This is a genomic window from Mucilaginibacter sp. CAU 1740 (assembly GCF_039839285.1).
In the GTDB taxonomy this organism is placed as follows: Bacteria; Bacteroidota; Bacteroidia; order Sphingobacteriales; family Sphingobacteriaceae; genus Mucilaginibacter.
Genome location: NZ_JBDOQS010000002.1, coordinates 377,843 through 390,553 on the forward strand (window position 1 = coordinate 377,843; position 12,711 = coordinate 390,553).

Below are 12,711 nucleotides of genomic sequence, written 5' to 3' on the forward strand. Positions count from 1 at the left end.
TTTTTAATCATTAATAAGAAATAGCATGAAAAATAAATATATCGCGTTAGCTGCCTGTGCTTTAATAAGCTTTACAGGCTGTAAAAAATTTATCGACGTAAATCAGGATCCAAACCGTCCGGCCGAAGTAAAGGAATCATTGATCCTGGCCCCGGTTGAGGCAGCCATCTCACAAAATATAACTGCCGCCGGCAATAGTAACCTCGCCGTTGTATTGCAACAATATATGCAGGTAATTGCCCTTAACCAGGTTCCGCCAAACTTTGGCACCTATTTGATGTATCACCAGGATATGGACGGCGATTGGTACAATTTTTATCCGCAGGTACTGAACAACCTTGTTATCCTGAATAAAAAAGCCGAGGCCGACGGTAATGCTAATTATGCTGCCATAGCAAAAGTGCTTACGGCCTACACGCTTGGTGCGGCTACTGATGTTTGGGGCGATGTGCCATATTCAAAAGGCTTTACAGGTATCAGTAACCTAACCCCAACTTATGATAGCCAGGAATCTATCTATACACAGATCCAAACATTATTAGATGGTGCTATTGCCGATATCGCTAAAAAAAGCACTGTTGTGCCTGCGGGCGACGATTATTACTATACCGGCGATATGGATAAATGGAAGAGGGCAGCCTATACTTTAAAAGCCCGCTATTACATGCATTTAACCAAAGCTCCTGGCCATACCGCGGCAACACAGGCTCAGTTAGCGCTAACCGCTCTTGAAAACGGCATGACCAGCAACGATGATGATATGAAAATGCCTTTCAGCGGTGCGGCAGGTGCCGAAAACCCATGGCAGCAAAACTTTTTGCCGGGTTCAACGCTGGTATTGGCTTCAACTTTTGTGGAAGGCTTTAAAACCCGTAATGATCCGCGAAAAATAAAAATGGTTGCACCAGCTGCAGAAACAGGATTATACACCGGCAGGCAGATAGGTGCTGATGATATCGGCAGTTTGGAATCATACTCATTAGGTGGTTCGTTTTATGCCAGCACAAGCTCCAATAATTACCTGCTTAACTACTCGGAAGCGTTGTTTTTAAAGGCTGAGGCTACTTTGATCATTTCTGGTGCTACAGCGGCGCAACCAGTTTATTTGTTGGCTGTACGATCGCATATGTCAAAATTGAGTATTGCCGAAACTGATATTGTTGCTTACCTGGCCACGAGGGGTACATTAACCAGCGCTAATGCCGAGCAACTGATCATCGAAGAGAAGGTAATTGCCAACTTCCTGACCATGGAAAACTACAACGATTGGAGAAGGACTGGTTATCCCGCTTTAACAAAGGTAAAAAACGCGCTGTCGGAAATCCCTCGCAGGGTGCTGTATCCGCAGTCGGAAATTGTGCCTAATCCGCAGCCGCAACAAAGCGCCAAACTTACCGATAGGGTTTGGTGGGATGCGCAATAGGCATTATTTAGCAGGCATTAACCGGTTAAATAGCATTACTGGTTAAAATACGGTTAGTGTCTGCTAAATTGTTAAATAAACATTATATAGTACTATTTTAGTTTTGTGAAAAATATTTAAGAATGATAACTTTTGATTGGAAAGGCGTACTCCCTGCAGTAACTACAAAATTTACAGATAACGACGAGCTTGATTTCGACGCATTTGATATTAACCTGAAAGCCCAACTTGAAGCCGGTGTTGACGGTTTTATTTTAGGCGGATCATTAGGCGAGGCCAGTGTATTGGACGAGCAGGAAAAATATGATCTGCTTGCACACACCGTAGCCTTCGTGGAAGGTAAAGTACCGGTAATATTAAACATTGCCGAGCAAACTACTAAAGCAGCAGTAAGGTGTGCTCAAAAAGCATTGGAATTAGGTGCATCTGGTTTGATGTTGTTGCCGCCAATGCGTTATAAAAGCGACGAGCGCGAAACAATAGCTTACTTCGCCGCGGTTGCCGAAAGCACCCCACTGCCTATCATGATATACAATAACCCTGTTGATTACAAGGTTGAGGTTACTTTAGATATGTTTGAGCAACTGGCTGCTTACAGCAATATCCAAGCGGTAAAAGAATCAACCCGTGACGTTTCGAACGTTACCCGCATGATCAACCGCTTTGGCAACAGGTACAAAATTTTCACAGGTGTTGATCCGCTGGCTATGGAAAGTTTGGTGATGGGGGCCGATGGATGGGTTGCCGGTTTGGTTGATGCCTTCCCTAAAGAAACCGTTGCCATTTACCGTTTGGTAAAAGCTAAAAGATATGACGAGGCCTTGGCCATTTACCGTTGGTTTTTACCGGTGTTGGAACTGGATATCCACCCAAAACTGGTACAATACATTAAACTGGCCGAAGTTGCTACCGGTATTGGTACCGAAAATGTACGCGCGCCACGTTTAGCTTTAGTTGGCGAGGAGCGTACCTACGTTCAGAAAGTGATTGATGACGCGTTGGCTATCCGTCCGGAATTGCCTGTTGGTAGCTGGGGTAAAGTGACTGAAGAGGTAGCTTAATTAACTATGGCAAGTAAAACTTTTTTTTGTGTTGATGCGCATACCTGCGGTAACCCGGTAAGGTTGGTTGCAGGTGGCGGTCCGCAATTGGTGGGCGATAATATGAGCCAGAAACGCCAGCACTTTTTAAAAGAGTACGACTGGATCCGTACCGGCCTGATGTTCGAACCACGCGGCCACGATATGATGTCGGGCAGTATTTTGTACCCGCCTCATGATCCGGCAAATGATGTAGCTGTTCTGTTTATCGAAACCAGCGGCTGTTTGCCTATGTGCGGTCACGGTACCATCGGTACTATCACCATCGCTATTGAAGAAGGTTTGATCCAACCTAAAGTGCCCGGAATTGTGCGGATGGAAGCGCCTGCCGGTTTGGTATTGATCGAATACAAGCAGGAAGGTAAAAAAGTAACCTCGGTAAAATTGAGGAACGTTCCGGCATATCTCGCTGCCACTAACCTGGAGGTGGAGTGCCCTGATCTGGGTATGCTAACTATCGATGTATCATACGGTGGTAACTACTACGCCATTGTTGATCCGCAGGCTAACTTTGAGGGTATTGAAAAATACACTGCCGGTCAGCTGGTGGCCTGGAGCCAAGTTTTGCGTAAACGCATCAACGAGAAATACCAGTTTGTACACCCGCTTGATCCTACTATCAACACTTGCACACACATCCTTTGGGCTGGCGCTACGCTATCGGCAGATGCTACAGCCCGCAACGCTGTGTTTTATGGCGACAAGGCTATCGATCGCTCTCCATGTGGCACAGGCACATCTGCCCGTATGGCACAGTGGTTTGCCAAAGGTAAACTGAAAGTTGGTGAGCCTTTCATTCACGAAAGTATCATTGGCAGCAAGTTTATCGGCAAGGTTGAGGAAGTGGTGAAGATCAATGATATAGATGCCATTGTACCAAGTGTTGAAGGCTGGGCCAGGGTTTACGGATACAACAACATCAAAATTGATGATGACGATCCGTATGCGCATGGTTTTCAGGTGTTATAATTCATACTCTCAATATTGTTATTGCGAGTAATAAAAGCCGAGGCCTCTGAATGAGTGTATGACAAAGCAGGTAAGACTTACGAAGTTTTTAAAACTTCGTAAGTCTGGACTCAGAAGCAAATATTCCAACATGTCATTGCGAGGTACGAAGCAATCGCACGCAGGCAAATCCGCCCTGTATAGTTCGCGATTGCTTCGTACCTCGCAATGACGTATTAATTTAATTAGATCCAAAATACAAACAAGCTTTCGGCATTCCGCCTTAAGCTTTCAGCTCAAAAAATAAAAATGGCAAAAGTGCTCATTATAGGCGGTGGGATAATTGGTTTAAGTTCCGCGTATTATTTACAAAAGGTGGGGCATGAGGTTACGGTGATTGATAAAGGCGATATGACGGATAACTGCTCGTACGGTAACGCCGGCATGATCGTTCCGAGCCATTTTATACCGCTGGCTACTCCGGGCATGGTTGCACAAGGCATCAGGTGGATGTTTAACAGCAAAAGCCCCTTTTATGTGCGTCCGTCGTTAAACCCTCAATTAATTTCGTGGGGATTGCAGTTTTTAAAGAAAGCTAACAACGCCCATGTTGAGCATTCGGCTGTGCCTTTAACCGAACTCTCGTTGCTTAGCAAGAAGCTTTACGAAGATTTGAGTAAAGAGCCAGGTTTTGATTTCGACCTTGTTGAAAAAGGCATCCTGATGTTTTACAAAACGGAAAAAGCCGGCGAAGAAGAAGCGCACATGGCCGAAAAGGGTAGGGAACTTGGTTTGGACATGGCCGTATTGAGTCCGGCTGAATGCAAAGCTTTACAACCAAACCTGGAACTGGACGTTTTAGGTGCTGTACATTATCGTTGCGATGCGCATTTATCGCCTAATAAATTAATGGCTGCTTTACTGGCTTACCTTAAAAAGGTAGGTGTAAAACTCATCACTAATAAGGAGGTTACTAAAATTGAAACAACCAATGGTAAGGTAAGTCGGGTGTTATCACACAATGAAGAATTTACTGCTGATGAATATATTATTGCTACCGGTTCATGGTCGCCTGCTGTGGGTAAATTATTGGGATTGAATATTGTGTTGATGCCGGGTAAAGGTTATTCATTCAATGTAAAAGATGAAAAGCAAACCATGCAGATCCCGGCATTACTGGCCGAAGCACGTGTTGCCATCACCCCGATGAATGGCGGTTTGCGTTACGGCGGTACTATGGAATTGGATAAGATCAACAGTCGCATCAATATGAACAGGGTAAAGGGCATAGTTGAATCGGTGCCCAAATATTTCCCGGATTTAAAACCGACTGTCCCTGCCGAAAAAGATATTTGGTTTGGTTTTAGGCCGTCTTCTGCTGATGGTTTGCCATATATCGGTCGTAGTAGTAAATACAATAATGTTACAGTTGCAACCGGGCATGGTATGATGGGGTTGAGTCTTGGCGCTGCAACTGGTTTATTGACCAGCGAAATTATATCGGGTAAGCCAACAAGTATTTCTGTTGAGGCTTTTGCGCCGGAAAGGAAATAGATTTAAGATTTATTATTTATTAATTAGCCCGTTTGCAGTTATGTGAACGGGCTTCTTCGTGGATAGTTAATGATTGTCGCTTTAAGATACGAGGCACCTACGGAGCCGAAACATCAATCTTTTCGTTGCTATAAACACGTTACCCCTACGGGGTACACAGCATATTTTTAAGATGCGAATTGCCAGTTAGGGGCGTCGCTACCGCAAGGCTGTGCCTTGTGGCTCACATGCAAGGTATAAGCCATGCCTTTGCGAAACCCCTAAGTCGCTTCGAGACTTGGCGTGTTCATCACAAGGCACAGCCTTGCGGTAGCAGCGAATTTTAATTAAAAGACCAATTGATTATTATAATTGTTGGACGACTCCGTTAGGAGTCACGTGTCTATAGCAAATCAAAGACGGGCTTTTTGGCTCCGTAGGTGCCTCGTATCTCAAAGCGATATATCCTATGCACATTGATGAGTTAATTTCTCATTACCTCAACATACATTAATTTAACTGATATTGACCGTATTTTATCCTATGTGGGTGAAAAATTGGGAAAATGAGTTAAGTAATTGTAAATTCATGGAGGATTAAAAAACAGCAGGATGAAAGTTTTACAGTTCACTATTCCAGTAGCGCACGATAAAAGCGTAATTGCCGAAAAGGTTTCGCAGCCTTATTTTTATCCTTATCTGCACCGCCATAAGGAAACCCAGATCACCTGGATCCAGCGTGGTGAGGGCACTTTGATTGCCGGAAATAATATGCACGATTATACGGCCGGTGATATATTTGTATTAGGAGCCAATCTGCCCCACGTATTTAAAAGCAATCCCGAATACTTCGCGGGTGATCCTGCTAAAAGCGTAGAGGCATTAACCATTTTCTTTAACCCCGAAGGAACGCTGGCCGCCATGTTTGATCTGCCCGAATTAAAATCGAACAAGATCTTTATGCAGCAGCATCAGCAAGGGTTTAAAGTACCTGATGATGTTAACGATAGGGTGGCACAGCTCATGATAGCGCTTAAAAATGCCTCAGGTACCGATCAATTGATCCAGTTTTTAAACTTGGTTAAGGGATTGACCAATATCAAAGCTAAACTCGATCCGCTTTCATCTTACGGAAACCTGCCCGGTATTACCGAAAATGAGGGGATCCGGATAGGTAATATCTACAATTTCATTATGCAGAACTACAGCGAGGATATCACGCTGGAAGATGTAGCCAAGGTAGCTTTCATGACACCCGAATCCTTTTGTAGGTATTTCAAAAAGCATACCGGGCATACTTTTATCTCTTTCCTGAACGAGATCAGGATCAATGAGGCCTGTAAAAAGTTGATCTCGCATAAATTTGAGAGTATCAATACAGTGGCTTATAAATGTGGTTTTAAGAGTATTACCAACTTTAACCGCGTGTTTAAATGTGTTATCGGTAATTCGCCGAGGGGTTATTTGGATGCATATAATAATAACCTCATCAGTTTAAACAGGGCAGCGAGCTAACAGGCTTTCCCGAAATATTTTTCTTAAAAAACTTAAAATTTAAAAAGTGATCAAAAACTTAAAGTGGCATATTATGTCCTTAGCAGCCATTGCTTTGCTTATTCCTGCGCTTAATGCTGATGCCCAAACTTCTATTCCGGCAAGTATTTATGAACAAAGTAGCGAAATGGCAGGTACCGTTATCCAATACGGACAGGATATGGGTGCGGTGCACGATTTTTATTCGCCCTACAGCGTGAACGAGCATGCGGAATATCAATATAAGATCAATGTTTTGAACTCGCCCGAGCAGCGTAAACGCCTGCTTGAAACTGATAACGATTACCTGAAAAAGCTGGAACAGGTTGATTTTAACTCGATGAGTATTTACGGCAAGGTGGATTATATCCTGCTCAAAAAACGGATCAATTACGATATTGACGATCTGAAAAAAGAAAGCGACCAATACAGCCAGATCACCAAATACTTAAGCTGCGCTGATGGTATCTACAACCTCGAAAAACTGCGCCGCCGCGGAACATTTGTTGACGGTCAGAAAGTAGCCGCCTCGCTCGACACCATTCTGAAACAGATCAAAGCTGATACAGCCTCCATTAATAAAGTAGCCAACATTGATATGCCGTTAGCTCGCATGCTAAAAGAAGCTTTGTTGGGTTTAAAAGGGCGATTGAAAGATTTCTATGGTTTCTATAATACTTTCGATCCTGCTTTTACCTGGTGGGTGCCCGAACCTTATAAAGCAGTAAACAACGCCTTACAAGCCTACAGCGATCAAGCATTAGCCAAAGGTAAAGTAAACACTACCCAAAAGCCTGATGCCAGTGGTATAAAAGGCGTGCCTATTGGCCGGGAGGATCTGATCCGCCAGTTGCGTACAGAAATGATCCCGTACACCCCGGAAGAACTCATCGCGTTAGCTAATAAAGAATTTGCCTGGTGCGATAAGGAAATGCTGAAAGCATCGCAGGAAATGGGCTTTGGCAGCGACTGGAAAAAGGCGCTGGAAAAGGTAAAGAATAGCTATGTACCGGTAGGCCATCAGCCCGAATTAATTGTGAAATTATATAATGATGCCTTAAGTTTCATCAAACAACGCGACCTGATCACCATACCACCTCTGGCGGAAGAAACCTGGGGCATGGTCATGATGTCGCCGGAGCGGCAGTTGGTTAATCCTTTTTTTACGGGTGGAAAAGAGATCAGTATCTCGTACCCAACCAATACCATGTCGGCAGCAGATAAGCTGATGAGCATGCGCGGTAATAACCCTTATTTTTCGAGGGGGACAGTACAGCATGAATTAATCCCCGGCCATAACCTGCAATATTTTATGAATAGCAGGTACAAAGCTTACAGGCAGGATTTTTCAACCCCGTTTGCTACCGAGGGTTGGGCGTTATATTGGGAATTGTTATTGTACGAAAAAGGCTTTGCTCAAACACCCGAAGAACGGGTTGGCATGCTGTTTTGGCGAATGCACCGCTGCGCAAGGATCATCTTCTCGCTCAATTATCATTTAGGTAAATGGACACCACAACAATGTATCGACTTTTTGATAGACCGTGTTGGCCACGAAAAAGCCAATGCCGAGGGCGAAGTAAGGCGTTCGTTTGAAGGTGGCTATAGCCCGCTTTATCAGGTTGCTTACCTTACGGGAGGCTTACAGATCATGTCGTTAAAACGCGAACTGGTTGATAGCGGCAAAATGAGCTACAAGCAATTTCATGATGCGGTAATGAAAGAAAATCTGATCCCGATAGAGATGATCAGGGCTACATTAATCAACCAACCCCTTACCCGCGATTTTAGCACCAGTTGGAAGTTTTACGATTTTGGCAAATAAGGTATCACTAATAGTTAATAAAAAAGCCCCTTTACCAACCGGTAAATGGGGCTTTCGCATTTGTGATAGGGCCTTGCTTATTTAACAGGGGTAGGCCTTGTAGGTGTTAAAGGGATCAATCCTTTAAACATCTTAGCGCCATCGCCGGTAAGTCGCAGGTAATAATCAGATGAGCAGGCAGTGCCGTCTTCATCTAAAGTAACAAATGATGAACCTGCCGGTACCCAATCCTGGCTTTCGGCGGTTTTGGCTATCTGGTTACCTTCGTTGTATTCATCAAACATGGAAATATACAGGCCATTTGCGCCTACGCTTTTCATGTTGAAGAATTGACGCCACATAAAATCGCCATGGGCGCGTTGGTGTTCCTGCAAATCGCCAGGGAGGATGCAGGGCTGGTAATCGATGCCGTGGGCTTTACAATAAGCAACATCGGGGCGGTTAACCGAGCCGTAAAAACTATCCGATTCGCTTTTGTTGCCAATTCGGCCAACCATCCACGGCGAGATCATATCCAGCGCGTTATAGGCTGATAGGAAGGCGGGGCGCGAATCGCTATCCTCGGTACGCCAATGAGTAGGCACACCGCCAATAACGTAACAACCTTTGCTTTTAAACCAGTTGATCACATCAATACATTGCGCGGCAGTAAATGGATGGTTTTCATCGCTGAAACCGAAGCCCCAGATACATACTACCGGTTTGCCGTTTTGCTTGGCATAAGCAGGGGATGAGGTATAGACCGACATTTTGTTGGTCCAATCGGTTTTTAGTTCTGATTGCATGTTTTTCCAACCGCTTACATCGTACATAATGTAAAATTTAACACCGTGCGCTTCGGCCGCTATTTTGGTTTTGGCTGCCATGGCATCACGTACAGGGCCTTCCAGTCCGCTTGGGTTAAAGCGTTGCAGTGCGGCACCGTCAATACCATAATCATGCATCCATTTAAACTGCATATCAATGGTTTGATCCGAAAACGATGAGAACACATTAGCGGGCTGGCCATTATTCAGGTTGGCATATTTGGTAGGGAATGTTTTAGTGTAATCACGAACATCCGGCCACGATTTAATGGCGGTGTTGGTTGGTGATGGCTGCTCTTCCCAGGTTTGTGCCCAGTGCCAATACCTGTCAATCGGCGATCCATCGCCAATGGCCGCAAACCATCCCTGGTAGCCAACAATTACTTTACCTACCACATCGCCAACGGGTGAGGGGGTAAGGTCTATCGTATCTTTCGGTTTATCGTCGGGTTTAACATCGCCGCCTCCGCTACTTTTTTTCGAGCAGCTTAAGGTAACGCCGAGCATAATGCCTATCGCCGCCGCTGTAAAAGTTGTTTTTCTGATATTCATGATGTTTAAGTGTTAGGGTTATTTGCCTGCGGTTGGTTCAACCATTTTGATAGAGCCATCGGCATTGTAGTAAAGCTTATCTACACATATCGATCGCAGCCAGTCATCGTGAGATAAGGCACTGGTATGATAAAATGAATACCATTGGCCTTTAAACTGTACTATCGAACCATGGTTGGTATAGCTATCGGTTGGATCCATGTAGATACCGCCGTACGTCCACGGGCCAAGCGGGCTTTTACTGGTAGCATAATTCATACGGTTGTGCTTGCCATTAACGTCATGATTATCCGAGTAGGATAAATAGTAAATGCCGTTACGCTTATGTACCCAGCTTGCCTCGTGGAAATCTTTAAGGCCTTCCATGGCTTTCATATCGCCGTCAATTTCGGTCATGTTGTTTTTAAGCTTACCGCCTTTACAGGTACCTCCACCGCCATAGTAAAAATAGGCCTGGCCGTCATCGTCAACAAAAACGCAGGGGTCTATCATGGCTTCAAGTCCTTTAATGTAGCCCTGAACGGTGAAACCACTTGCCGGGCTTTTGCTGGTTGCTACACCAATTTTCCAGGTGGTATTCCATTCGGTGCCGCTTGGGTGTGGGAAATAGAAATAATAAGTGCCGTTTTTATATGCGCAATCAGGGGCCCACATAAAACCACCTTCCGGGCGGCCCCATGATACCTGCGATGCACGAAGGATCTCGCCGTGGTCTTTCCAATGCACCATATCATCGGTAGAGAATACGTGATATTGATCCATCAAGTCACAACCCCGTGCAGGATAAATATCGTGCGAAGCATAAACATACAAACGCCCATCGGCCCAAACGTGCGCCGATGGATCGGCAGTGTACATATCGCGGATAAAGGGGTTAGGGGCAAGGGGAGTTTCCGCGGCAGGTTTGCTGTTATCCTGCTTTGGCTGTTTATTTTGAGCCTTGCTACAGCTTGCTGCCAATATTACCAGGCTACAAGCCATAGCTGTAGGGGCACTTTTGCGGGCAATTGATTTAAATAGATTATATAAGATCATTATTTGGGTATTTAAGCCCGGCAACCCATAACAGGTTGCCGGGCTTGTTTTGAAATTTTGGGGCTATTTTATTTAGAGATGAAGCGCAGGTCGTCGATACCTACAGTCAAGTCATCGTGTGCTTTGCTTGTGGTAAAGAAAAAGATCCTGAAGTGATTGATAGCCGTGTAATCCGCACCACCATCGCTGGTTTTGATCGATTTATCAAAATCAAGTGTGATCTTGTTCCAGCCGTTTTTAAGCGTTGGTAATAACGGTGCTACATCCCAGGCCGATTCATGATCGTCAGATTTGCCCGAACTGGTAATCTCGATAGAGCCATCAGCCTTCAATAATGAAACATCAGATACATACCACCAGAAACTAAATCTGCCATCAGCAGCGCCGAAAGAGGTGTTAACCGGCGGGTCAACATCTTTAATAAACTGCATAAAGTCGCCGCCATTGGCTATGGTGTTTTTCATATAGCCGGTACCTTCTTTCTGTCCGCCCGTAACAATGGTTGGTGTACCCACGGTTTGCCAGCCATCGGCTTTATCAACAGCGTCGAATACTACCGGAGGTGGGGCAGGGGCAGCTCTGAAAACAAAGTCATCAACACCGGTAACCAGATCGTCATGAGCTTTACTGGTGGTGAAAAAGAAAATGCGGAAGTGGTTAATTGCCGAATAATCAGCGCCACCATCGCCGGTTTTAATCGCTTTGCTAAAATTAAGAGCGATCTCGTTCCAACCATTTTTAAGGGTCGGGATTAGCGGTGCCACATCCCATGCCGATTCATGATCGTCGGATTTTCCAGAACTGGTGATCTCAATAGATCCATCTGCCTTAAGCAATGATACATCCGATACGTACCACCAAAATTTAAACTGGCCGTTATCGCTGGTAAGTTTAGTATCAAGCGGTGTAGCCAGATCTTTAATAAACTGCATAAAATCGCCTCCGTTGGCGATGGTGTTTTTCAGATAGCCGGTGCCCTCTTTTTGGCCGCTTGTGGCTATGGTAGGTGTGCCTACGGTTTGCCAGCCGTCTGGTTTATCGGCATTATCAAACGATATCAGCGTGGCATCTACCGCTGGTGGAGCGGTAGTATCCGGTGGCGGTGGTTTAATATACGAAGTATCGCGCGATGTGTATTTTTCTTTTTTGCAGCCGGCAATGCCAAGGCCTATTATCATCATGGCGCATGCCATTGTTGTTTTTGTGATTTTCATTTCCTTTTTTGGTTTTAGGTTAACTTATTTAGGAATATCTACCTGTACTATCTCCGAAAAATTGGAGCTGTTGAAGCTATCGCTCAGCCTTACACCCACGCGCACAAAAAATGTGCGACCGGGGATCAGGTCAGGTACTGTAAGGGTGATCGATTTTTCGGCAGCGCTCATATCAATAAATGCCTTATTGATGGTTTTAGCGTTGAGATCCGAAAAATCGCGGATAGATGCACCGGTACCTACTAACCTTGTAGTATTTACATAAGGCTGCACATCTTTAATAGTTGGCAAACCGGCAATTACAGGCGCGTCGATATCAAACGTAAGTGTAAGCGTAGTGCCCGTTAAGGTGTGCTGGAAATTTTTGATCACGATGTATGGCGTAACCGTAAAATCATGTTTGGTGCCTTTGTCTATATTAACCGTAACAGTATCGGTAACAGGCCAGAACGCGCCACCGGTTGGCACAATTTTATATCCGCCTTTAAATAGTTTGGTATCCTCATAAGTACCATCAAACTTACTTGGGATGGTTTGCGGGGTTGTCCAGCCTATTTGTTGCATTTTGATGGTGGTGCTGCCGCCCGAGGTGAGGAGGTTACCACCTTCGGACGATAGGATATTGCCCTGTAACGAAGCGTTAGGGCCATCGTAGTTATCTGTTTTTGTACATGCAGAACTTGCCAGTATAGCTATGCCCACCAAAATTCTACCAATCAGATTTTTCATATCTTATAACTTTT

The 12,711-nt window shown here is 44.8% G+C and carries 10 protein-coding genes; 6 read left to right on the forward strand and 4 right to left on the reverse strand.

Annotated features, from left to right (window positions below; genetic code table 11):
* Nucleotides 1-25: 25 nt before the first annotated feature.
* From AAFN85_RS05900 to AAFN85_RS05925, 6 genes are all read left to right on the forward strand, one after another.
* Nucleotides 26-1,423 carry a SusD/RagB family nutrient-binding outer membrane lipoprotein gene (locus AAFN85_RS05900; protein ID WP_347526093.1) on the forward strand — a complete coding sequence of 466 codons (1,398 nt, stop codon included), beginning with the start codon at nt 26-28 and terminating at the stop codon, nt 1,421-1,423.
* 122 nt (nt 1,424-1,545) lie between these two features.
* A complete protein-coding gene (locus tag AAFN85_RS05905; protein ID WP_347526094.1) occupies nt 1,546-2,484 on the forward strand; it encodes a dihydrodipicolinate synthase family protein in 939 nt (312 codons plus the stop codon).
* 6 nt (nt 2,485-2,490) lie between these two features.
* Nucleotides 2,491-3,492 (forward strand): 4-hydroxyproline epimerase, encoded by a 1,002-nt coding sequence (locus AAFN85_RS05910; RefSeq protein WP_347526095.1) that lies wholly within the window; start codon nt 2,491-2,493, stop codon nt 3,490-3,492.
* Nucleotides 3,493-3,780: 288 nt separating this feature from the next.
* The gene (locus AAFN85_RS05915; RefSeq protein WP_347526096.1) at nt 3,781-5,025 is read left to right on the forward strand and encodes an FAD-dependent oxidoreductase; all 1,245 of its coding nucleotides are present in this window, start codon (nt 3,781-3,783) and stop codon (nt 5,023-5,025) included.
* 590 nt (nt 5,026-5,615) lie between these two features.
* Nucleotides 5,616-6,518 (forward strand): AraC family transcriptional regulator, encoded by a 903-nt coding sequence (locus AAFN85_RS05920; RefSeq protein WP_347526098.1) that lies wholly within the window; start codon nt 5,616-5,618, stop codon nt 6,516-6,518.
* 46 nt (nt 6,519-6,564) lie between these two features.
* A complete protein-coding gene (locus AAFN85_RS05925; protein ID WP_347526099.1) occupies nt 6,565-8,361 on the forward strand; it encodes a DUF885 family protein in 1,797 nt (598 codons plus the stop codon).
* 77 nt (nt 8,362-8,438) lie between these two features.
* Here AAFN85_RS05925 and AAFN85_RS05930 read toward each other — a convergent pair whose 3' ends face one another.
* The 4 genes from AAFN85_RS05930 to AAFN85_RS05945 all read right to left on the reverse strand — a co-directional run bounded on the left by AAFN85_RS05930 (nt 8,439) and on the right by AAFN85_RS05945 (nt 12,697).
* Nucleotides 8,439-9,719, reverse strand: coding sequence for a glycoside hydrolase family 71/99-like protein (locus tag AAFN85_RS05930; protein ID WP_347526100.1), 1,281 nt, complete (start codon nt 9,717-9,719; stop codon nt 8,439-8,441).
* 18 nt (nt 9,720-9,737) lie between these two features.
* On the reverse strand, nt 9,738-10,754 hold the full coding sequence (locus tag AAFN85_RS05935; protein ID WP_347526101.1) for a family 43 glycosylhydrolase: 1,017 nt from the start codon (nt 10,752-10,754) through the stop codon (nt 9,738-9,740).
* Between the two features lie 68 nt (nt 10,755-10,822).
* The gene (locus tag AAFN85_RS05940) at nt 10,823-11,968 is read right to left on the reverse strand and encodes a hypothetical protein (protein ID WP_347526102.1); all 1,146 of its coding nucleotides are present in this window, start codon (nt 11,966-11,968) and stop codon (nt 10,823-10,825) included.
* 24 nt (nt 11,969-11,992) lie between these two features.
* A complete protein-coding gene (locus AAFN85_RS05945) occupies nt 11,993-12,697 on the reverse strand; it encodes a DUF3823 domain-containing protein (RefSeq protein WP_347526103.1) in 705 nt (234 codons plus the stop codon).
* Nucleotides 12,698-12,711: the final 14 nt, after the last annotated feature.